The organism is Vibrio sp. YT-19(2023) (assembly GCF_033337395.1).
In genome coordinates this window covers 1-21,874 of sequence record NZ_JAWOQN010000006.1, presented here as the reverse complement: position 1 = coordinate 21,874, position 21,874 = coordinate 1, and the positions used below count along the sequence as shown (strand labels likewise).

Below are 21,874 nucleotides of genomic sequence, written 5' to 3'. Positions count from 1 at the left end.
TAAGTGAGGCGCTTTATTGATTAAGATTGATTCGCTTGATCGATCACGACTTTTCTTAAATATCCTTGTTTGGCTTTCAGTTGCTCAGTCGCGCTTTCTTTATCCAGCCCGGTTAAAATCATCAAAATAGCTAACTTGGCGTCGTAGTCCGTTTCTTTGAGAGCCGTTTTAGCCTCTTGGTTAGTACAATCTGTTGCTTGCATAACAATACGAGCCGCTCTTGCAACTAGCTTTGCATTCGTCGCTTTCACATCTACCATTAAGTTCTGATAACTTTTGCCCAGGCGAATCATGCTTGCGGTAGTGAGCATGTTTAGTACGAGTTTTTGTGCCGTCCCTGATTTTAAGCGAGTGGACCCCGTTAACGCTTCAGGTCCAACAACGGGGCTAATCGCAATATCGGCAATATCTGCAATCGGAGAGTCAGGGTTACAAGATAGTGCTACAGTGGTGGCACCAAGCTCGTTCGCATACTCTAAGCCACCAATCACGTAAGGTGTTCGTCCACTTGCCGCAATACCAACGACGACATCGCGTTGTGTTAGCGTATTCTCTTTAAGATCTTGCTCGCCTAATGTAGGGTCGTCCTCCGCCCCTTCTTTTGCACGGAACATTGCCTCTTTTCCACCGGCAATAATACCAACGACCATCTCTGGATCTGTGCCAAAAGTTGGTGGGCATTCTGAAGCGTCCAAAACGCCAAGTCGACCACTGGTACCCGCACCGATGTAAAACAACCGACCTCCGACCTTAAATGCTTCCGTGATCTTATCAACGGCTTCAGCGATCTCAGGCAATACTTTTTCAACGGCAAGAGGAACGAGTTTGTCCTGTTGGTTGATGCGTTGAACAATATCGAGAGAAGGCAGCAAGTCGATGTCCATGGTGTCTGGATTTCGCCCTTCAGATACCAGATGGGATAAAGCTGCGATAAGTGCATCGTTCGTCATAATGAATTAAGCCTTTTTGTTTAGGATCTATTGCCCTTAATTTTTTGAATAGAGTACACCCAGTGAAGCGAGACGACTTGCCCCCGTAACTTCCGGTAAGTTGCTGGGGAGGCCGTGAATATGGCGCTGCGCAAGCCAAGCAAACGCCATTGCTTCCATGTAATCGCCATCAACACCTTTTTCTGCCGTTGTCGCAACGCTCCATTGTGGCAATAACTTGGCCAGTCGTTGCATCAAAAGCGGGTTTCTTGCTCCACCGCCACAGACCAATAGTTGAGGTGTGATGCCATGAGAAAACTTGTCGACTTCGTTGGCAATGGTAATTGCAGAATACTCGCAAAGTGTACGTTGTACGTCTTCGATTGGTAACTTGTGATGGACCATTTGTTGATGCAGCCAGTCAATATTGAACAGTTCTCGTCCGGTACTTTTAGGGGCTGGCATGGTGAGGTAAGCTTCTTTGAGTAATTGAGTCAACAAAGTAGCGTTTACCGTTCCTTTAAGTGCAAATTGTGCATCTTCGTCGAAGCTTTGCCCTTTATGCAGCGCACACCATGCGTCCATCAACATATTGCCCGGGCCTGTGTCATAGCCAATGACTGGTTGTTCTGGATGCAGTACAGAGATATTGGCAATGCCTCCAATGTTAAGCACCACAGTTGTGGAATCCTGCATCGCAAAAATGCTTTTATGGAAAGCAGGGACGAGTGGGGCACCTTGTCCACCTAGCGCCATGTCTTTACGACGAAAATCCGCTACCGTATCAATGCCTGTCTTGACCGCGATAATGTTGGCATCGCCCAATTGAGTGGTAAACGGCAAGTTTCCGGTAGGCTGATGGAACACTGTTTGACCGTGATTACCAATCGCACGAATTTGCTCTGCGACGTAACCAGACTTATTGAGCAGCTGTAACACAGCATCTGCAAATAGGTGGCCGAGCTGATGGTCAAGTTCACCTATGGCTTTTAAATTTGTTGCTTGACCGGTACAAACAGATAACAGCATGTCTTTTAGTGCTGCGGGCATTGGGTAGTCGTCGTGCGCAATCAGGCGAACATGCTCATCGCTTATTTCAACTAGAGCGGTATCAACACCATCCATACTCGTTCCAGACATCACACCAATGTATAGTTCGTTAAATTTCATAGCCGATCTCGTCAATTCTTCATTCACTTATTGTAAAGCAAATCTGAAGCGAATAACCTCATCGAATACGAGATATTCAGCCGATTTTGAGGAGAAAACATGGGACCGTTATGGGTTGACGTTGCGGGGTATGAACTGACCGCTGAAGACAAAGAAATCTTGGAGCATCCTACGGTTGGTGGCTTAATTCTATTTGCTCGCAACTATCATGATAGCGAACAGCTTCAAGCACTTACTCAATCCATCCGAAAGGCGGCTAAGCGCCCGTTTTTGATCGGTGTGGATCAAGAAGGCGGCCGAGTGCAGCGCTTTCGTGAAGGTTTCTCATTAATTCCTGCTGCTGATGAGTACGCTAAACATCAAAATGGTGAAGAGCTTGCTCGTATGGGCGGTTGGTTAATGGCAGCAGAGCTGATTGCCCATGATATTGATTTAAGCTTTGCCCCGGTACTTGACCAAGGCCATCAATGTAAAGCGATCGGTAACCGCGCATTCGGTGAAGATGCCGATACCATTCTTCGCTATAGCACTGCATATATGCAGGGAATGAAGAGTGTTGGCATGGCAACGACAGGCAAGCACTTCCCTGGACATGGTGGCGTGATTGCAGACTCACATCTAGAAACACCATACGATGAGCGCAGTGATATTTTTGAACAAGATATGGCGATCTTCAAAGCGCAAATTGATGCCGGTATTTTAGATGCCATGATGCCTGCTCACGTGATTTTCCCACATTATGATGCTCAACCAGCCAGCGGTTCTGAATACTGGTTAAAACAGGTCCTGCGTCAGCAATTGGGTTTTAAAGGTTTGGTTTTTTCGGATGACTTGACCATGGAAGGCGCTGCGATTATGGGCAGCCCAGCCGAGCGAGGTGCTCAAGCATTGAGAGCTGGTTGCGATATGTTGTTAATGTGTAATAAACGAGAAGCGCACGTTGAGGTATTAGACAACTTACCGGTTTCAACCGTGCCACTCGCGGATGGATTACTGAAAAAACAGTCATTTTCTCCAAGCGAACTTAAGCTATCTCAAGAGTGGAAAGCGGCGAGTGAAGCGATGAAACGCTTGACTAGCTAAACCTCTTGTAAAAGATTCAAAACAGCGATGAGAAGCCAAAGTTAATTATACTTTGGCTTTTTATTTAACTGTAAATCTAGGTTTACACTAAATGTTTTTTATTCTGTACGCTTGTTTTTCTTTTTTAGCCTGTTATCTTGTCGTTAAAGCTTAGTTGTCTCACCAAAGGTTTGGTTGGGTGTAAAAATAAATATACAGGTTAGAGTTATGCAGAAAAGTGAGTTGAGCAATATTAATATTATCGAAGAACAGGTTCTTATTACTCCGGAGGAACTAAAAACCAAGCTTCCTTTGAGTGAAAAAGCACGTCGCTTTATTCAAGAGTCTCGTCAAACTATCGCTAATATTATTCACAAGAAGGATCACCGCCTGCTTGTTGTATGCGGTCCATGTTCTATCCACGACGTAGAAGCGGCGAAGGATTACGCAAAGCGACTTAAAGCACTCTCTGAGCAACTAAGTGACCAACTGTATATTGTTATGCGTGTTTACTTTGAGAAGCCGCGCACCACGGTCGGCTGGAAAGGCCTGATCAATGACCCACACCTAGACGGCAGTTTCGATATTGAACACGGTCTGCATGTTGGACGCGAACTTCTGGTGGAGTTGGCAGAGATGGAAATCCCGCTCGCGACTGAGGCTCTAGACCCAATTAGCCCACAATACTTGGCGGATACTTTTAGCTGGGCAGCCATCGGTGCTCGTACGACGGAGTCACAAACTCACCGTGAAATGGCAAGCGGCCTGTCTATGCCAATCGGTTTTAAGAATGGCACCGATGGCAGTTTGGCAACCGCAATTAACGCGATGCAAGCTGCGTCCTCTAGCCACCGTTTTATGGGAATTAACCGTGAGGGACAAGTCGCACTGTTGACCACCCAGGGCAATGCTAATGGACATGTGATCTTACGTGGCGGCAAGCAAACTAACTACGATTCGGTATCAGTCACTGAGTGTGAGCAAGAGATGGCGAAATCTGGTCTTGATGCTTCATTAATGGTGGATTGCAGTCACGCCAACTCACGTAAAGATTACCGTCGCCAGCCATTAGTCGCGGAGGATGTGATTCATCAAATCCGTGAAGGCAATAAATCTATTATCGGTCTTATGATTGAAAGCCATATCAATGAAGGAAATCAATCTTCTGACTTAGCTCTTGAAGAGATGAAATACGGTGTATCTATCACTGACGCATGTATCAATTGGGATTCAACTGAGGCACTATTACGTCATGCACATGAAGAGCTAGTGCCTTTCTTAGAAAATCGTCTAAAGGCTAATTAATACAGGATTTAAGGAACATCAATGGCAGTTGAACTTAACGCATTACGCGATCAGATTGATGCAGTCGACAAGCAAATGTTGGAGCTATTGGCTCAGCGTTTAGCGCTCGTAGAGAAAGTTGGGGAAGTAAAAAGCGAACATGGTTTGCCAATTTATGCTCCAGACCGCGAAGCGGCGATGTTAGCTTCTCGTCGCGCTGAAGCTGAAAAAATGGGAATTCCTCCACAGCTTATTGAAGATATTCTGCGTCGAACAATGCGTGAGTCTTATGCCAGCGAGAAAGATTCCGGTTTTAAGTGTTTGAACCCTGATTTACGCTCAGTTGTTATTATTGGTGGTAATGGTCAATTGGGTGGCCTGTTTGGGCGTATGTTCAAATTGTCGGGCTACCAGGTCAAAGTTCTCGGCAGTAAAGACTGGGATCATGCGGATGAGATTCTAGACAACGCGGGTTTAGTCGTGGTCACGGTGCCGATTCATCTAACGGAAGGGGTGATCGAAAAACTGGGGAACTTGCCGCAAGACTGCATTCTGTGTGACCTGACTTCTATCAAGTCGAAGCCTCTGCAAGCAATGTTGAATGTGCACCAAGGTCCTGTGGTTGGTTTGCACCCAATGTTTGGCCCAGATGTTCCGAGCCTTGCCAAGCAGGTTATTGTGTACTGTGATGGCCGTGGTCACGAGCATTACCAATGGCTATTGCAACAGTTTGGGATTTGGGGCGCAAGCTTGTGCCAAATCGATGCACAAGAGCACGATCATGGCATGACGTTGATTCAGGCGCTGCGCCACTTCACGTCGTTTGCTTACGGTATGCACCTTAGCAAAGAGAATCCGAACATCGATCAGTTGTTGAAGTTAAGCTCGCCAATCTACCGCCTTGAATTGGCGATGGTGGGACGACTGTTTGGTCAGGATCCGAACTTGTACGGTGATATCATTTTCTCTTCTCAAGAGAATATCGATATGATCAAGCGATTCCATCAGCGTTTAGGTGATGCGGTAGCGATTCTGGATAGCAGAGACAAAGCGCGATTCATCGAAAGCTTTAAGCAGGTGAGTGATTGGTTTGGTACTTATTCTCAACAATTTATGAATGAGAGCCAAAACTTACTCAAACAGGCGAATGATAATATTCATCGCGGCTAATCACGGGTCATTTAGCCGTGCAGAGTCCGAAACAAAAAGAGCAGCGTAAGCTGCTCTTTTTCGTGTTGATGGACAAATCAGTTCGTCGCAGTATTACTCGTATCTTCACTTGATACTGTGTTGATACTGGTATCGCGATAGGGTGAATTGGTTAAATTGACTTGTAGACGTACAACGTTATCAATCAATTGAACCAAAGGTCCCCATTTCACTTTTTTCTCTTTTTCAAAGACGTCATTGAAGTTTTCTGGCGTCCACTCCATTAAGTATTGAGGGTTGAGTGCTCGTCCGAGGAAGCGTACTTCATAGTGCAAGTGTGGCCCTGTGGAGTTGCCAGAGTTACCGCATTGAGCAATGATGTCGCCTTTACTAACAAACTGACCGCTTTTCACTTTGAAGCGTTGTAGATGAGCAAAGGAGCTCATAAAGCCAAATGAGTGACGAATGGTGACATAGTTACCATAACCACGATTGCTCGGGCGAACGGTTTCCACCACACCGTCAGCCGGTGCCAGGATCTCTTCTCCTCTTTTACAAGTCAGATCGATACCAGTATGAACATGCCTCTTACCTGAAATCGGATTAATACGACTGCCGTAAGAAGAAGAAATACGTTGGTATGTGACTGGACTGTCATTTGGTATCAAACGGAACATCGTCGCTCGAACAGCAGAATCGATAGCGGCTGCGTCAATTCGCTCCTCTAACCCCATGCTGTTCTCATCGATCATCAACTCTTCGTCTGCGAGACCTAAAACCGATTCAACGTCGAATACCCGTTTGCCCAATAGCTGAATTTGATTGTTTTTGTCCGTCAAAGACTGGGAAAGCGAATGATTGGTATCAAGCTGTTCTTCGTAAAGAGCCGTCACTTCGGCCTTTTCACTTTCCAGTTTGGCGATGATTTGTGTTAGTTCGTCTTTATTGTGCATCTGCTGCTGATTAAGGTACCACGCGCCACCAACGACGGCGGGTAATGCCAATACTGAAGCAAATACTGCTAGGACCGAACTGCGGCCCAAATAGAACTGCTGATCGCCGTCTTTCGTCGGGATCTGCATGATGATTTTTTTAGACATAGTTATTGTTACTTAAATAGGCGTTCATTTATTTTTCTCCTAAAAACCAGAGAGGTGCTCTAACTCTCGATTCAGAAGGTCGTTATTGCCTACATTCAATTCTATAAATCGTTTTAGTTGGCTAATGCTTTCGATGTCTACCTTAGCGATCTTCAACCTAATCTCACACTTAGAAACATTCACAATTTGCGCTTTTAACGTAATCACTTGTTCGGATTGATCAAATGAAAAAGTCACATGGACTGGAAGGGTTGGATCCAAAGCCTCAGTCTCTTCCACTTTCATGAGTAAACCATGCAAGGAAAGATCTTGAATCCTAGCTTCAATTGCCAAATCACGTTGTTCTATCTTAGCTGGAGCTTGATGGAGAATACGTGAAAAGCGTCGTCTCTCTGTCATATGAATATTCTCGTCAGGTCGTCAAACAGAATTGAATAGTATATCAATACGAACAAAAAGTGTTCGATTGTTGTTTGAAAAGTGTCGAGGTCGCTACAGAGTGACGTAAGTGCAACGTCATGTTCTTAACGAACGAGACGGGCTAATGAGCTCTTTTTATAACAAAGAAAACAAAGGCCGCTATGATAGCGGCCTTTGTACAAATTACAATCAAACTTTGTGGGTTGCGATTACTTCGCAATACGCTTGTATTTGATACGGTGTGGTTCTGCGGCTTCAGGACCCAATGTTTTCTTCAACCAATCCATGTACTCTGTGTAGTTACCTTCGTAGAAGTTAACTTGGCCTTCGTCACGGTAGTCAATGATGTGGGTCGCGATACGGTCAAGGAACCAACGGTCGTGCGAGATAACCATTGCACAACCAGGGAACTCTAGTAATGCTTCTTCTAGAGCACGCAGTGTTTCAACGTCAAGGTCGTTGGTTGGTTCGTCGAGTAGCAACACGTTGCCGCCCGCTTTAAGAAGCTTCGCAAGGTGGACTCGGTTACGCTCACCACCCGATAGTTCACCAATAATCTTTTGTTGGTCACTGCCTTTAAAGTTAAAGCGTGAACAGTATGCACGAGCTGGGATTTCGAAGTTGTTGATCTTAATGATATCAGCACCTTCAGAGATCTCTTGGAATACGGTTTTAGAATCGTCCATGCTGTCACGGAACTGATCGACAGATGCTAGTTTTACTGTATCGCCCATCTCAATTGTGCCCGAGTCTGGTTGTTCAGTACCACTTAACATCTTGAATAGCGTCGATTTACCTGCGCCGTTCGCACCGATGATACCAACAATCGCACCTTTAGGGATGCTGAATGACAGGTCATCAATCAGAACACGACCGTCAAATGACTTAGTCAGGTTCTTCACTTCAATAACCTTATCACCTAGACGCTCACCAGGTGGGATAAACAGTTCATTGGTTTCATTACGTTTTTGGTGATCAGAGCTTTGCAGTTCTTCAAAGCGAGCCATACGTGCTTTTGACTTCGCTTGACGACCTTTAGGGTTTTTACGTACCCACTCAAGCTCTTTCTCGATAGTCTTTTGGCGAGCACTCTCTTGGGAGGCTTCTTGTTGTAGACGAGCGTCTTTTTGCTCCAGCCATGAGGTGTAGTTGCCTTCCCATGGGATACCTTCACCACGGTCCAGTTCTAAGATCCAGCCCGCAGCGTTATCTAGGAAGTAACGGTCGTGGGTGATGGCTACTACGGTACCTGTGTAATCCACTAAGAAGCGCTCTAGCCAAGCCACTGATTCTGCATCTAGGTGGTTGGTAGGTTCATCAAGCAATAGCATGTCTGGCTTAGAAAGTAGCAAGCGACAAATAGCCACACGGCGGCGTTCACCACCTGATAGGTGCGCAATTTTTTGGTCCCATTCAGGTAAACGAAGTGCGTTTGCCGCACGCTCAAGCGCATTTTCTAGGTTATGACCATCTTTCGCTTGGATAAGGGCTTCTAGCTCGCCTTGCTCTTTTGCAAGTGCGTCGAAGTCTGCATCTGGTTCAGCGTATGCTGCGTAGACTGCGTCCAAACGTTTCAGAGCGTCAGCAACGTCAGCAACCGCTTCTTCAACAACTTCACGAACGGTTTTTGATTCGTCTAATACTGGTTCCTGAGGTAGGTAACCTACGTTTAGACCAGGTTGTGGACGCGCTTCACCGTCGATATCCGTGTCGATACCTGCCATGATACGTAGCAGTGTGGATTTACCTGCACCGTTCAGACCTAAAACACCGATTTTCGCACCAGGGAAGAAGCTCAGAGAGATGTCTTTAAGAATTTGACGCTTAGGTGGCACAATTTTGCTCACCCGCGACATGGTATATACGTATTCAGCCATTGCCGATCGTTCCTAAATTAACTGTCATTCAAACCCATCATTTTATACCAAGTGCTTTGTTTTTGTTACCGCATTGCAAGAATTTCCCTAACGAATGGATTTCTTATTTTGAGCTGACCGGAAACTTACACGGTTAGGGTATACACTTTTGTTATTCGTTAAGAATGACGAAGTGTTTTCTATGCGAGTTAGAAACGCTTTGTCTCCATCGTCTTAAAAGTTTGACGAGTACAATTTTTAATACACTAAGTTGCTTTACATGGACATCTGCATTCTGTGTAAATAGATGCATGTGTGAAAATTGCCTTAACATCACATGAACTCTAACAAAACTAGGCTTTAGGGCAGTATATGTCTGGGGAAAATGACACAAATGAGATTCAACGTATCTGAATTGGCTAAAAACGTATGCTGCGCCGCCGCGTTGTGTGCTATGAGTTTGAGTGCTAATGCCGCGCTGAGTTTGGAAAAGCAGCGCGAAGTATATGAGCAAGCTCAAGATTTATTAGATAAAAATGACATCGACGGATACCTTTCGATTCGTCCTAAAATTTCTGACTATCCACTAACGCCTTATGTGGATTACCGCACTTTTATTAGACAGTTACCGGAAAAGTCACCACAACAGGTGAACGAGTTTATTTCTGAGCACGAGTCTTTTCCATTTTCTCGTCGAGTTCGCGCTCCATACCTCAATCATCTTTATAAGCAAAAAGATTGGAAAACCATTACTGAGTTTCAAAAAGTCATTCCTAGTGGTGAGCGTTACCAATGTATTTTCTACGTAGCTCAATTAAAGCAAGGCAAGAAAGTCGCGGCGTTTAAAGGGGCTGAACATATGTGGTTACGTGGCATCAGCATTGCTGATGAGTGTGACCCATTATTTGAAGCATGGGACAAGGCGGGTGAGCGTACCGATGAACTGATTCTACAGCGTATGTTACTGGCGTTTGATGCTCGTAATGGCGGTTTGATGAGTTACTTGCTCAAACTGCCTAAATCAGCGCAGGCAAAGCAACAAGCCAAAGAAATGAAAGCGTTGTTTGATAATCCTTCAAGTGTTGGGGAATTCGCGAAGAAAAAACCTGCGAATGATTTTAATCGAGCGCAAAGTGAATATGCGTTAGAAAAGTTGGCTCGCATGAACACTAGCCAAGCACAAGGTGCGTACGATGCCGTCATTAAAGGACAGAAGTTTTCTCCAGAAAAAGCGCAAGAACTTGCCGACTATATTGCATTTCGATTGACTCGTACGGAGTCTGAGTCATTAGCTAAATGGCGCGATGATAAAACGAAAACCAGTCAGTACTTACCGTTGATTGAAACGCGCATCCGCTTAGCGATTCAAAATGCAGATTGGAAAGGCGTACAAGAGTGGATTGCTGTTCTAAATAAAGAAGAACAAGCCACGCTACGCTGGCAATATTGGCTTGGAAGAAGTGAAATAGCGTTAGGTGATGACATCGCGGGGAAACAGCGTTTAGCAACTCTGCTTGGGCAACGAAACTTCTACAGTGTGGCTGCCGCCAATGCAATCGGGCAATCAATCAAATACCCAACGCATACGGTTAAGTTGGACAAGAAAGTTGTTCAACCCTATCAAGACTCGCTAGCTCGTATCGAAGAGTTGATCGCGACGGATAAAATCGCAGCAGCGAAGAGTGAATGGGCACACTTACTGCGCCGCGTAGGGAAAGATGAAAAGGCGATGTTGGCGGCTTATGCATCATTTAAACGTTGGCATCACCTAACGGTGACCGCGAGTATTCAAGCGCAGATGTGGGATAATATCGAACTTAGGTTCCCAATAGCACACCGCTGGTGGTTTAACTTTTATGCGAAAAAGCACAACATTGATCCCGTCACGATGATGTCTCTCGCTCGACAGGAAAGTGCGTTAGATGTTGAAGCCCGCTCTCCAGTTGGCGCTCGTGGTCTTATGCAGATCATGCCTGCGACGGCGAAGTACACGGCACGTAAATATAAGTTGAGTTATCAAGGTACGCAGGATCTCTACAATGTAGGAAAAAATATCGAAATTGGTAGCCATTATTTGCAAGGTTTATTAGAGGATTACGATAATAATCGTATTTTTGCTCTTGCTGCTTATAATGCAGGTCCTAACAGAGTAAAAACGTGGCGAGAGCGTACCCAAGGAAAAGTGGATGCTTATGCCTTTATTGAGGCAATTCCATTTAAAGAGACGCGCGGTTATGTACAAAACATCTTGATGTTTGAAACATACTATCGTGATCTTTTGGGTATCGATGGCGCGTTCTTGAATCAACATGAGATCAATACCAAGTATTGAGTGAGGTAACTTGATGTCGCACGAACCCGAGTACAAAAACTGGCAACAGATTATTGAGCTAATTCGAACAAGTATGGGCACCCAGCAAGATGACATGCTGTTAACAATGCTGATGTCACGTGATGAGAGAGAGTCATTAATATCACGCGTTAATATAATTAACGAACTTCTTAAAGGAGAATTATCTCAACGTCAGATCAGTCAGATGCTTGGTGTGGGCATTGCCACCATTACTCGTGGTTCTAACGAACTAAAGTCGAAATCTGATGAAGAAAAAGACAAGTTGAAAGTCTTGTTAGAACAAGTTGCGGTATCTAAGTAGACAGTATATCCAATTTGCTTTTAGGCCTTGGTGTTACAATTGACTAAGATAACGTATTACAAAGGGCGGAAATATCCGCCCTTTTGCGTATCTAGAGAATAGGCTGAGTGTTATAAATTTGAAGGAAAGTGCTCAGGGTTTGTGAATGGAATCAAAGCCAGAATCAAGGCTTGGTGATAGACCGAGCTTCGAGTTAGCTGGTTTTGGGTTAGTAGGCTAATAGCGCCACCTTTCTGTTTGATGTTATCAGTACCAAACACTTTGTCCATTACATCTCCCAACTCATTCGCATCCTTGAGTTTTTCCAAGACTTTTGGCGGCAACATTAAGCTTGCAGAACGAGATTCACCGCGGTGAGTCTCTGACTCAACCACCATCCAAGCAAACGTCACGTTTGCTTCAATTCCCGCTTCGAGACCGACATAGTAATCCGCGTTTGGCATCTCTACTTTTGCGTTTTTAACGCGGTTTAGCGCACCACGATGAGTTTCTTCATTCGTCATGGGCTGATCTGCGACCTCACTCGGTACACTGATGCCAACGAAGTTGAACTCTTGATGCGGAAATGCATTACGAAATGCACTTTGAACTGCATTAATTTTGGCTGGGTTTAGCGATGCGATTACGACTTTTTGGGTTGCCATGATCTTTTTACTCACTGGTGTCTATTAACTCAATTTTACTTGCGTAGGCTTTACGTTCTCACTCGGGTAACAGCCTAATACTTTCAAGTGCTTAGTGATTTTTGTTAGCTCTTCAAGTGCCTGTTGCATTTCTGTCGAAGCAAGATGTGATGTCAAGTCTACGTAGAACATCTCCTCCCACGGGTTCCCCATAATTGGGCGTGATTCTAGCTTGGTCATATTGATGCCGTAACGTTGCAGCACTAATAGTGTTTCAACCAATGAGCCTGCCTCTTGGGAGGTCGACATGATCAATGTGGTTTTTGCTGGAATCTGAGTAGAAACTTCAACCGGTTTACGAGCAACCACGATAAAGCGAGTATGATTTTCGGTTTGGTTTGCGATGTTGCCTTGAATTGCTTGCAAGCCATATAGCTTACCGCTTGATGCATTACCAATTGCAGCTACATCATCACGATCCATCTCTTGGACTTTCTGCATTGCATCTGCTGTGCTCGCGCAGGACTCCAGCTTTACCCCTTTCATACGGCTTAAAAACTCACTGCACTGTTGGTGTGGCTGAGGGTGAGAATACAGCGTTTTAATATCTTCCAGACGAATGTCTTTTTTCGCAACCAAGCAGTGTTCGATTGGTTGAGTTAGCTCTCCAACGATGTAAAGCGTCGTGTGTTGTAGTAAGTCATACACTTCATTAATAGAGCCTGAGCTGGTGTTTTCGATTGGCAGAACGCCATAATCAGCATGGCCAGATTCAACCGTTTGAGTCACTTCTTTAAAGTGCTCGCAGTTGAGCTCGATAAGCTCCGTATTTTTACGACTGAAGTATTCGCGACTTGCCAAGTGCGAATAAGAGCCTTTGGCTCCTAAAAAAGCGACGCGAGCAAGTGGCTTACGGCTTTGCTGTGGGTTAACGAGATTTTGCAGATAACTTTGTTGAAGCAGAACTGAGTCTTCAATGATGGTATGGAAAAGTTTGGTGATGTACTGCGCGTCAAGTTCGTATTTATCTTGGCCATTAGAAATCAGCTTGACCAATAATTGCTGTTCACGGACGGCGTCGCGAACAGGCTTTGAGGTTTGTACTTTGCTTTTGGCTACTTCAATGCTGAGTTTACGGCGCTCAGACAATAAGCTGAGAAGTTGGTCATCCAACTCATTCAAGCGTAAACGAATTTCTTCGAGGGAAATAGGTTGGTCAGTCATCAATTCTTTCCTTATAAAAAAGCCTCCCGATTTGGGAGGCTTTCTGTTTGTTTTTGACTTTTCTTTCACAAACGAGTTCGCCCCTCCAACTATGGGAGGAAAAAGAAGTCAAAAATAAACAGTGAGGTTAAATGCATAAATAGTGCTTAATTTATGAGTGTTTAAACACAATAAGCAAGGCTGGGGAGAGCGTCAAGCAAAAAAATAGCGCCTTTCGGCGCTATTTCCTCAATCTGTTCAGTTTACTCTTCTTCTTCCACTAGCTCAGGCTTACTTGCACGTCGAGCTTCAGGTTTGTGGGTCAGCTTGTTCAATTGTCGTTCTAGTTTTTGCTCCACTTCGTTGATAGCTGCGTAAAGATCTTCGTGAGTTGCTGAGGCAATGAGCTGGCCTTTAGGAACTTTGATAACCGCTTCGAATTTCTTCTGTTTGTTTGGTTCCTCACTGAAAGTTGCTTGGCAACCAATTAGGTCTACTTGCCATTTCTCCAGTTTTTTAAATTTGCTCTCAATATGAGCTCGGATTGCAGAGGTGATTTCGATGTTTTTGCCAGTGATATTCATTGTCATAAGTGTTTTTCCTCTGTTGCATCCCTCATGGGTTGAGTTCAGATTACCGCTTTAAGCATAAAAAAATGTGATTCAGATCATTATTTTGCTCGGGTTTTTTATGATGAAAAATGAATGTGATCTCACTCAAGAACTTCTGAGATTTATCGTGAAATTGCTTGTTATCGGTTAGTAAATCCGTAGATTGGATAGAGTACTCAGCTGAAAACGGCCTCGTTTTTAGGGAAGTTTTACGGCCTAATATTTGAGGTGGTTAAAATTTAACTGCACGTAACGTGTGATGACGATCACTGAGTCTTTCCAATGAATCCATTTAAAAAGCCGCTTACTGTACAAGCGGCTTTTTACTGTCTGGCATTTGGCTGACTTTTCGTAGCGGTATCATGAAAATGGGGTCTTTTGGGGCTAGTGAAACCCTTTCTAGACTTTTGACTTGGTCCAAGCTTTCTAGTTGTTTGTATATTATGTAGTAGCGATTAATGCTTGTGACGTACCCAACCGTTGAGCTTAAACTTTTCCGCATAACGATTTCCACGTTATTAAACCAAACATTAGGATCGTAACCTTGTTGGGCTGCACGCTTACGAATACGCTCTACATTGCCGGGGCCCGCATTGTAAGCCGCCAATGTAAAGTAGAGTTTATTTTGTGCAGTAATATCAGGATCACTGAAGTACTGCTTACGCAAAAAAGCTAAGTATTTCACTCCAGCATGAATGTTGTTTTCTAATTGTCGAACATTTTTGATATTGATATTCGGATCTTGAGCAGTGCTAGGTAGGACTTGCATTATGCCAACGGCACCTCGACTTCCAACTAGGTCGTTATTAAATCCTGATTCCTTGTAAGCGATTGCAGCGATCAGTAAATAGTCGATATCGTATTTCTCACCATAGCGTGAAAATAGCGCCGTGAGTTTTTCTAGTTGAGCAATTTTCTTAGGGTTAAGAGCTCTGTTCAACCATCCCGTATTATCGATGTATTTACCGTAAATAACGTTACCGAGTAGTGTCCCAGAGCGAGACTTCTGGATGAACTTATTCACGACGGCTTTTAATTTGGGACTATTTTCTCGCATTGCCCAAGCAATTTTGCCATTTTTGCGGATAGGGATTTTTTTGTGAACCCGAATATCATCCATCACTTTCAGCCAAAGCTTGGCTTTATGGCTATCGAGAACAATGGCTTTGACGTAACCATTGTTGAGCATTCCGACCAGCTCATAATCTTGAAGTGTTTCTTCAATAAAGTGCACGATAACAGGCGGTAAGCCTTTTTTGTTTAGTTTCTTATTTAGTGTCTGAATGCTTTCAAAGTAGCTAGAACTGGCGCGCACCCAAATCTCTTTGCCGCTCAGTTGTTCGATTTTCGTCATCGTTGGTGTGCTTTTGTTTGTCACTACCCACTCTTGAATACCAGTGAGGATGGGTGAACTGAACTCCACTTTCTGTTTGCGCGTGTCGGTAATAGTCAGGTTGGCGACAACTAAGTCACCTGAACCGTTTTCTAAGGCTGGCAGTAGCTGGTCGCGGGCAACAGGAATAATTTGTACGTTAAGCTTTGGTTTGAGTTTACGAAGGTCTTTTTCGAAATGCGCCAGCAATTCCGCGCCTATGCCTTTTGGTGTGCCGCCCTCAATGTAGTAAAAGCCTAAATCAGCAGAAACTAAGACGCGCAGTACATTCTTCTCCTTGATGACATCGAGGTCTCCGGTATAAGGAGGCTGTTTGAGCGGCGAGATTTGCAGTGCGCAAACGGAAGCAGACAATAGGAGCAGCATAACTGCGCAAAGCTTAGATATCGTCACGTTCACATCCTTTTTATAAAGGGGGGAGGAGAACTTTAAGCATATGTGGAGCTAGGAAGATCATCAAGAAAGGGCTGAATACACTATTGAGAGTAATAAAAAACCGCCACGGTAAAAACGGTGGCGGTTCAGTTTAAAGCAAGTTCAATTACTTCACAGGGTTGAGCTCGATAAGCTTTTCAGTTCTTGCTACGGCGTCTTCCAAACCAAGTTGCTTGTAGGCCTCTAACTGGATAGTCAGTGACTTACGTGCAGCTTCTGTGTCTGGATACGCTTTTTGTAGCTCTTGGCTACGATTAATAGCAGCGACCCAAGCTTCACGGCGAAGGTAGAAGTCAGCAGTCGCTAAATCATAGTTCGCTAGACGGTTTTTCAGCGCGACCATACGTTTTTGTGAATCTTCTGCATATGGGCTATTCGGGTAGCGTTGAAGCAGTTTTTTGAAGTCATCAAACGCTTTTTTTACCGGTTCAGGATCGCGATCGCTTCGATCTACGCTGAATAAATCATGCATAAAGTTACGATCTTGCGCCATGTGGCTTAGACCTCGCATGTACAGCACCCAATCCATCTTTTCATGGGTTGGGTTTAAACGCATAAAGCGAGAAATGGTTGCCAAGCCCAAAGCAAGGTCGTCGTTTTTGTAGTACGCATAGATTAGGTCAAGCTGCACCTGTTCTGAGTAGGCACCGAATGGGTAACGTGAGTCTAATGCTTCCAGTTTCTCAATTGCAGAAAGCCAATTACCACTTTGAAGAGAAATCTGTGCGTCTGCATACAGTTCCGAAGGCGGCACATCAGGAACGATTTCTTCTTTGCTTGCACATCCAAACAGAAGGGATACCGCTAAAAGGCCTGTTAAAGTCTGACGTTTCATATCAGGAGTCTGTTCCTTGAATCTAAATATTTCTTAAGCTGTCGTTACTTTCTTTCCAGTAACAGATACAATGACGTAATAGTCTATTTTTTCACAGTCGTGAGCATTAGTCTCACAGTTTTTAAAAAAGTTCGATATGGCTCAGCAGATTGTATTAACAAATACCGTAAAAGATAGCCAGTTAGGTCAACGTTTAGACCAAGCTATCGCCGAATTATTCGCGGACTTCTCTCGCTCGCGCCTAAAAGAGTGGCTGCTTGATGGGAAAGTTCAAGTTGATGGTGAAGTTGTCACTAAACCTCGTACCAAAGTAATGGGTGGCGAGGAAATTACATTGCAAGCCGAGTTAGAAGATGAAGAACGCTGGGAAGCGCAAGATATCCCGCTAGATATCGTCTATGAAGATGAAGATATTATCGTTATCAACAAACCTCGTGACTTTGTGGTTCATCCGGGCGCTGGTACGCCTGATGGCACTGTGCTTAATGCGTTGTTGCATCATTACCCTGATATTGCAGAAGTACCTCGTGCAGGTATCGTGCACCGTTTGGATAAAGACACCACGGGTTTGATGGTGGTGGCGAAAACCGTTCCTGCACAAACTCGTCTGGTTCGCGCACTGCAAAAACGTAATATTACTCGTGAGTACGAAGCGATCGCTATTGGTCGTATGACTGCGGGCGGTAAAGTGGATCAACCTATTGGTCGTCACTCTACTAAGCGCACGCTTATGGCGGTGGCACCAATGGGCAAACCAGCAGTAACGCACTACCGTGTTGCTGAACGCTTCCGCGAACACACGCGTATTCGTTTGCGTCTAGAAACGGGTCGTACGCACCAGATTCGTGTGCACATGTCTTATCTTCAGCATCCGCTGCTCGGTGATATTGCATATGGTGGACGTGCTCGCATCCCGACAGGTGCGTCTGAAGAGCTAACGGCAATGATCCGGGGCTTCGATCGCCAAGCATTGCACGCAGTAATGCTGCGCTTTGAGCACCCAATTACGGGCGAAGTTCTTGAGTTTCATGCTCCAGTGCCTGATGACATGGTTGTGATGACTGAAGCGCTTCGTCAAGATACAGAAGAGCACGGCTTACCGGAAGAATTCTAATATGAAGACGATCATTCCGAACTGGCCAGCGCCTAAAAATGTCAAAGCTTTCGCCTCAACACGCATAGGCGGATTTTCGACAGGCCCTTACCAAGGGCTAAATTTAGGTACTCACGTTGGGGATGATTTGTCTTTAGTAGAGAAGAACCGAGCTTGGTTGGCGCAACAGGCAAGCATGCCAAATGCGCCAATCTGGTTAAACCAAACGCATTCAACCGTTGTGGCTCAAGCAAATGAACCAACAACACAGGTGCTTGATGCGGATGGTGTATTTACTTCTTCAAGCCATGTTGTTTGTTCAGCGATGACCGCCGATTGTTTACCTGTATTATTGACTAATACACAAGGTACGCAAGTAGCCGCTGTTCACGCAGGTTGGCGCGGCTTAGCAAATGGCATTGTCGAAAATGCGTTAGCGTTGTTTTCTGGTGAAGTGATAGCGTGGCTTGGCCCCGCCATTGGCCCTCAAGCCTTCGAAGTGGGTGAAGATGTTCTGCAAGCTTTTGTTGATTTTGATTCACAGGCGAATCAAGCATTTGCTCCACGCGATATCGACGGTAAATGGTTTGCTGACATGTCGGTGCTGGCAACGCAACGTCTAAACCGGACTGGTGTGACACAAGTGTTTGATTCTGGACTTTGTACTTACCAAGATAAAGCCTCTTTTTACTCTTATCGCCGTGATGGTAAGACTGGTCGACAAGCAACCTTTATTTGGATCGAAGACTAGCTATAAGCACCAAAGTGCTAAGATGCATACTACTATTTTTGCAAAGCTATCTTTATTCATTCACTCCCTTGAAATTCCCCACCCGAGTATCCATCTTTCTAACTGTCAAAAGAATTTCCTTTAGTTGAGGTTAGGAAGGTAGATATGCGTCTTGATCGATTCACAAGTAAGTTTCAAATCGCTATCTCTGATGCTCAATCACTAGCGTTAGGGCGCGATCATCAATATATCGAGCCAGTTCACCTCATGGTGGCTTTGCTTGATCAAAATGGCAGTCCAATTCGTCCATTGCTTACTATGCTGGATGTGGACGTAACGCATTTACGCTCTAAATTGAGTGAAATGTTAGATCGATTACCAAAAGTCAGTGGCATCGGTGGGGATGTTCAGCTCTCTAGCTCGATGGGCACATTGTTTAACCTGTGTGACAAAGTGGCGCAAAAGCGTCAAGACTCCTATATCTCGTCTGAAGTCTTCCTGCTTGCCGCTTTAGAAGATCGCGGACCATTGGGGCAATTGCTCAAAGAGATCGGCTTAACAGAGCAAAAAGTCAGCCAGGCAATCGAAAAGATCAGAGGTGGTCAAAAGGTCAATGATCCGAATGCAGAAGAGCTTCGTCAAGCATTGGAAAAGTTCACCATAGACCTTACCGAACGTGCAGAGCAAGGTAAATTGGATCCGGTTATCGGCCGTGATGATGAAATCCGTCGTACTATCCAGGTATTGCAGCGTCGTACTAAAAACAACCCTGTGATTATCGGTGAACCAGGCGTAGGTAAGACAGCAATTGTTGAAGGCTTAGCGCAGCGCATAGTTAACAATGAAGTACCTGAAGGTCTGCGTGGTCGCCGTGTGCTATCACTGGATATGGGCGCACTGGTTGCTGGCGCGAAATACCGTGGGGAATTTGAAGAGCGTTTAAAATCAGTATTGAATGAACTTGCTAAAGAAGAAGGCAATGTCATCCTCTTCATTGATGAACTACACACTATGGTCGGTGCTGGTAAAGGTGAAGGCTCAATGGATGCGGGCAACATGCTAAAACCGGCATTAGCTCGTGGTGAGCTGCACTGTGTTGGCGCAACAACATTGGATGAATATCGTCAGTACATCGAAAAAGATGCAGCATTAGAACGTCGTTTCCAAAAAGTGCTGGTGGATGAGCCGACCGTTGAGGATACCGTTGCGATTTTACGTGGCTTGAAGGAGCGTTATGAGCTTCATCATCACGTCGAAATTACCGACCCAGCGATTGTTGCTGCGGCGAGTTTGTCACATCGCTATGTCTCCGACCGTCAGTTGCCGGATAAAGCGATCGACTTAATCGACGAAGCGGCTTCAAGCATTCGTTTACAAATTGACTCTAAGCCGGAGTCCTTGGATAAGCTTGAGCGTAAAATCATCCAACTCAAAATTGAGCAGCAAGCACTAAGTAACGAGCACGATGAAGCGAGTGAAAAGCGTTTGAAAGCGCTTAATGAAGAACTCAATGAAAAAGAACGTGAGTACGCTGAACTAGAAGAGGTTTGGAATACAGAAAAAGCAGCTCTTTCTGGTACTCAACATATTAAGTCTGAGCTTGAACAAGCTCGTATGGACATGGAGTTTGCTCGCCGAGCTGGTGATCTAAACCGCATGTCGGAGCTTCAATATGGTCGTATTCCTGAACTTGAGAAGCAGTTAGATCTTGCAACCCAAGCTGAAATGCAGGAAATGACGCTATTGCGTAATAAAGTAACCGACAACGAGATTGCAGAAGTACTTTCTAAGCAAACCGGTATTCCGGTATCCAAGATGCTAGAAGCGGAAAAAGAGAAACTACTTCGCATGGAAGACGTGCTGCATAATCGTGTGGTAGGTCAAAGCGAAGCGGTCTCTGTTGTATCGAATGCCATTCGTCGTAGTCGAGCTGGGCTTTCTGATCCAAACCGACCAATTGGCTCCTTCTTATTCTTAGGTCCAACTGGTGTGGGTAAAACAGAGCTTTGTAAGACACTTGCGAGCTTTATGTTCGACAGTGAAGATGCGATGGTCCGTATCGATATGTCTGAGTTCATGGAGAAACACTCAGTGGCAAGGTTGGTTGGTGCACCTCCAGGCTATGTCGGGTATGAAGAGGGTGGTTACTTAACTGAAGCGGTTCGTCGCAAGCCGTATTCGGTAATTTTGTTAGACGAAGTAGAGAAAGCGCATCCGGATGTATTTAACATTCTGCTGCAAGTTCTCGATGATGGGCGTTTAACGGATGGTCAAGGTCGTACTGTTGACTTCCGTAATACGGTTGTGATCATGACATCTAACTTGGGTTCATCTCGTATCCAAGAGAATTTCGCAACATTAGACTATCAAGGTATCAAGAGTGAAGTGATGGATGTGGTTAGCAAACACTTCCGCCCAGAGTTCTTGAACCGTGTTGACGAAATCGTGGTGTTCCATCCACTTGGTCAAGAACACATTAAGTCCATTGCTTCTATTCAATTGGAACGTTTGGCGAAACGACTAGAGGAGAAAGGCTATCAACTAGAAGTTTCCGACAAAGCGCTCGATTTGATTGCTCAAGTTGGTTTCGATCCTGTGTATGGTGCGCGTCCTTTAAAACGTGCAATTCAGCAGAATGTCGAGAACCCGTTAGCCAAATCAATTCTTTCTGGTGAAATCGTTCCAGACAAGACAGTGCAGCTAATTGTTACTAATGACCAAATTTGTGCTCATCAATAATTGTATGGATACAGTAAAATTGAGATAAAAATCACACTAAAGGGGCCGTTTGGCCCCTTTTCTATAGTTTTTTAGAGTCTTTTGTCTGTTTTCTATACGAATAAACTAAAAAGGTGAGTTTTTTTAAAAAATGCACTTGTGTTCTTTAATGAACTCCCTATAATGCGCCTCCGTTGTCACGGGAAAGCAAGTGAAGCGGAACCTAAACAACTACGGTTAGTGAGTTAAAATTAACTCGCAGATAAATAACTTAAAAAAGTGTTTGACACGATAAGTTATCTAGCTAAAATAGCCGTCCACTTTGAAGAGAACTTCGAAGTGTGCTCTTTAAAAATATAGACCTATCAATCTGTGTGGGCACTCGTTGATGATAATCCAATTAGATACTTCGGTATCAAATTAGGTTTCAATGAAACGAAGTGACCATTGAATCGAAAGATTCAGCACAGTCAATTCAAACATTACTTCTGCTATTTATTAGCGAAAGGAATGTTCAGTATTCATTGAGCCGACAAAATCTTAAATTGAAGAGTTTGATCATGGCTCAGATTGAACGCTGGCGGCAGGCCTAACACATGCAAGTCGAGC

Annotated in this window: 18 protein-coding genes, 1 rRNA gene and 1 other annotated feature; of the genes, 9 read left to right on the top strand and 10 right to left on the bottom strand. The window is 44.6% G+C overall.

Annotated features, from left to right (window positions below):
* Nucleotides 1-20: 20 nt before the first annotated feature.
* Together murQ and R7E78_RS06060 are read right to left on the bottom strand one after the other, a co-directional pair.
* Nucleotides 21-950: an N-acetylmuramic acid 6-phosphate etherase gene (murQ, locus tag R7E78_RS06065; RefSeq protein WP_054574290.1), complete on the bottom strand. Its 930-nt coding sequence runs from the start codon at nucleotides 948-950 to the stop codon at nucleotides 21-23.
* 36 nt (nucleotides 951-986) lie between these two features.
* Complete coding sequence (locus tag R7E78_RS06060) at nucleotides 987-2,099, bottom strand: anhydro-N-acetylmuramic acid kinase (protein ID WP_064377041.1); 1,113 nt, start codon at nucleotides 2,097-2,099, stop codon at nucleotides 987-989.
* Nucleotides 2,100-2,198: 99 nt separating this feature from the next.
* On the opposite strand from R7E78_RS06060, the gene nagZ reads away from it, so the two are divergent.
* The 3 genes from nagZ to tyrA all read left to right on the top strand — a co-directional run bounded on the left by nagZ (nucleotide 2,199) and on the right by tyrA (nucleotide 5,615).
* Nucleotides 2,199-3,182 carry a beta-N-acetylhexosaminidase gene (nagZ, locus tag R7E78_RS06055; protein WP_005381905.1) on the top strand — a complete coding sequence of 328 codons (984 nt, stop codon included), beginning with the start codon at nucleotides 2,199-2,201 and terminating at the stop codon, nucleotides 3,180-3,182.
* 207 nt (nucleotides 3,183-3,389) lie between these two features.
* Nucleotides 3,390-4,466: a 3-deoxy-7-phosphoheptulonate synthase gene (locus R7E78_RS06050; protein ID WP_005381904.1), complete on the top strand. Its 1,077-nt coding sequence runs from the start codon at nucleotides 3,390-3,392 to the stop codon at nucleotides 4,464-4,466.
* 21 nt (nucleotides 4,467-4,487) lie between these two features.
* A complete protein-coding gene (tyrA, locus tag R7E78_RS06045) occupies nucleotides 4,488-5,615 on the top strand; it encodes a bifunctional chorismate mutase/prephenate dehydrogenase (protein WP_005381901.1) in 1,128 nt (375 codons plus the stop codon).
* Nucleotides 5,616-5,692: 77 nt separating this feature from the next.
* On the opposite strand, the gene R7E78_RS06040 is transcribed toward tyrA, so the two are convergent.
* The 3 genes from R7E78_RS06040 to ettA all read right to left on the bottom strand — a co-directional run bounded on the left by R7E78_RS06040 (nucleotide 5,693) and on the right by ettA (nucleotide 8,991).
* Entirely contained in the window at nucleotides 5,693-6,694 is a 1,002-nt protein-coding gene (locus R7E78_RS06040; protein ID WP_005381900.1) for a M23 family metallopeptidase, read from the bottom strand.
* Between the two features lie 39 nt (nucleotides 6,695-6,733).
* Nucleotides 6,734-7,093: a PilZ domain-containing protein gene (locus R7E78_RS06035; RefSeq protein ID WP_031781006.1), complete on the bottom strand. Its 360-nt coding sequence runs from the start codon at nucleotides 7,091-7,093 to the stop codon at nucleotides 6,734-6,736.
* A 230-nt stretch (nucleotides 7,094-7,323) separates the two neighbouring features.
* Entirely contained in the window at nucleotides 7,324-8,991 is a 1,668-nt protein-coding gene (gene ettA, locus R7E78_RS06030) for an energy-dependent translational throttle protein EttA (protein ID WP_005381894.1), read from the bottom strand.
* Between the two features lie 364 nt (nucleotides 8,992-9,355).
* On the opposite strand from ettA, the gene sltY reads away from it, so the two are divergent.
* Nucleotides 9,356-11,302 carry a murein transglycosylase gene (gene sltY / locus R7E78_RS06025; protein ID WP_395219516.1) on the top strand — a complete coding sequence of 649 codons (1,947 nt, stop codon included), beginning with the start codon at nucleotides 9,356-9,358 and terminating at the stop codon, nucleotides 11,300-11,302.
* 13 nt (nucleotides 11,303-11,315) lie between these two features.
* Complete coding sequence (gene trpR / locus R7E78_RS06020) at nucleotides 11,316-11,624, top strand: trp operon repressor (protein ID WP_318057761.1); 309 nt, start codon at nucleotides 11,316-11,318, stop codon at nucleotides 11,622-11,624.
* A 110-nt stretch (nucleotides 11,625-11,734) separates the two neighbouring features.
* Here trpR and yjjX read toward each other — a convergent pair whose 3' ends face one another.
* From yjjX to bamD, 5 genes are all read right to left on the bottom strand, one after another.
* Nucleotides 11,735-12,268, bottom strand: a complete 534-nt coding sequence (gene yjjX / locus R7E78_RS06015) for an inosine/xanthosine triphosphatase (RefSeq protein WP_025768441.1) — start codon at nucleotides 12,266-12,268, stop codon at nucleotides 11,735-11,737.
* A 24-nt stretch (nucleotides 12,269-12,292) separates the two neighbouring features.
* A complete protein-coding gene (pheA, locus tag R7E78_RS06010; protein WP_017636154.1) occupies nucleotides 12,293-13,471 on the bottom strand; it encodes a prephenate dehydratase in 1,179 nt (392 codons plus the stop codon).
* A 12-nt stretch (nucleotides 13,472-13,483) separates the two neighbouring features.
* Nucleotides 13,484-13,605: a sequence feature (Phe leader region), on the bottom strand.
* 108 nt (nucleotides 13,606-13,713) lie between these two features.
* Nucleotides 13,714-14,040, bottom strand: coding sequence for a ribosome hibernation-promoting factor, HPF/YfiA family (gene hpf, locus R7E78_RS06005; protein WP_005381889.1), 327 nt, complete (start codon nucleotides 14,038-14,040; stop codon nucleotides 13,714-13,716).
* A gap of 325 nt (nucleotides 14,041-14,365) precedes the next feature.
* Nucleotides 14,366-15,847, bottom strand: a complete 1,482-nt coding sequence (locus R7E78_RS06000) for a lytic transglycosylase F (RefSeq protein WP_318057760.1) — start codon at nucleotides 15,845-15,847, stop codon at nucleotides 14,366-14,368.
* A 148-nt stretch (nucleotides 15,848-15,995) separates the two neighbouring features.
* Entirely contained in the window at nucleotides 15,996-16,724 is a 729-nt protein-coding gene (gene bamD, locus R7E78_RS05995; RefSeq protein ID WP_005381876.1) for an outer membrane protein assembly factor BamD, read from the bottom strand.
* A gap of 136 nt (nucleotides 16,725-16,860) precedes the next feature.
* Between bamD and rluD the strand changes: the two genes are divergently transcribed.
* The 4 genes from rluD to R7E78_RS05975 all read left to right on the top strand — a co-directional run.
* Nucleotides 16,861-17,838, top strand: coding sequence for a 23S rRNA pseudouridine(1911/1915/1917) synthase RluD (gene rluD, locus R7E78_RS05990; RefSeq protein WP_005381875.1), 978 nt, complete (start codon nucleotides 16,861-16,863; stop codon nucleotides 17,836-17,838).
* 1 nt (nucleotide 17,839) lies between these two features.
* The gene (gene pgeF / locus R7E78_RS05985) at nucleotides 17,840-18,568 is read left to right on the top strand and encodes a peptidoglycan editing factor PgeF (RefSeq protein ID WP_104978810.1); all 729 of its coding nucleotides are present in this window, start codon (nucleotides 17,840-17,842) and stop codon (nucleotides 18,566-18,568) included.
* Between the two features lie 144 nt (nucleotides 18,569-18,712).
* A complete protein-coding gene (clpB, locus tag R7E78_RS05980; RefSeq protein ID WP_005381873.1) occupies nucleotides 18,713-21,286 on the top strand; it encodes an ATP-dependent chaperone ClpB in 2,574 nt (857 codons plus the stop codon).
* Between the two features lie 521 nt (nucleotides 21,287-21,807).
* Nucleotides 21,808-21,874 (top strand): 16S ribosomal RNA (locus R7E78_RS05975); the annotation flags it as partial.

Coding starts and splice junctions, on each gene's coding strand:
- murQ (WP_054574290.1), bottom strand. CDS start 950: ATGACGAACGATGCACTTATCGCAGCTTTATCCCATCTGGTATCTGAA.
- R7E78_RS06060 (WP_064377041.1), bottom strand. CDS start 2,099: ATGAAATTTAACGAACTATACATTGGTGTGATGTCTGGAACGAGTATG.
- nagZ (WP_005381905.1), top strand. CDS start 2,199: ATGGGACCGTTATGGGTTGACGTTGCGGGGTATGAACTGACCGCTGAA.
- R7E78_RS06050 (WP_005381904.1), top strand. CDS start 3,390: ATGCAGAAAAGTGAGTTGAGCAATATTAATATTATCGAAGAACAGGTT.
- tyrA (WP_005381901.1), top strand. CDS start 4,488: ATGGCAGTTGAACTTAACGCATTACGCGATCAGATTGATGCAGTCGAC.
- R7E78_RS06040 (WP_005381900.1), bottom strand. CDS start 6,694: ATGTCTAAAAAAATCATCATGCAGATCCCGACGAAAGACGGCGATCAG.
- R7E78_RS06035 (WP_031781006.1), bottom strand. CDS start 7,093: ATGACAGAGAGACGACGCTTTTCACGTATTCTCCATCAAGCTCCAGCT.
- ettA (WP_005381894.1), bottom strand. CDS start 8,991: ATGGCTGAATACGTATATACCATGTCGCGGGTGAGCAAAATTGTGCCA.
- sltY (WP_395219516.1), top strand. CDS start 9,356: ATGACACAAATGAGATTCAACGTATCTGAATTGGCTAAAAACGTATGC.
- trpR (WP_318057761.1), top strand. CDS start 11,316: ATGTCGCACGAACCCGAGTACAAAAACTGGCAACAGATTATTGAGCTA.
- yjjX (WP_025768441.1), bottom strand. CDS start 12,268: ATGGCAACCCAAAAAGTCGTAATCGCATCGCTAAACCCAGCCAAAATT.
- pheA (WP_017636154.1), bottom strand. CDS start 13,471: ATGACTGACCAACCTATTTCCCTCGAAGAAATTCGTTTACGCTTGAAT.
- hpf (WP_005381889.1), bottom strand. CDS start 14,040: ATGACAATGAATATCACTGGCAAAAACATCGAAATCACCTCTGCAATC.
- bamD (WP_005381876.1), bottom strand. CDS start 16,724: ATGAAACGTCAGACTTTAACAGGCCTTTTAGCGGTATCCCTTCTGTTT.
- rluD (WP_005381875.1), top strand. CDS start 16,861: ATGGCTCAGCAGATTGTATTAACAAATACCGTAAAAGATAGCCAGTTA.
- pgeF (WP_104978810.1), top strand. CDS start 17,840: ATGAAGACGATCATTCCGAACTGGCCAGCGCCTAAAAATGTCAAAGCT.
- clpB (WP_005381873.1), top strand. CDS start 18,713: ATGCGTCTTGATCGATTCACAAGTAAGTTTCAAATCGCTATCTCTGAT.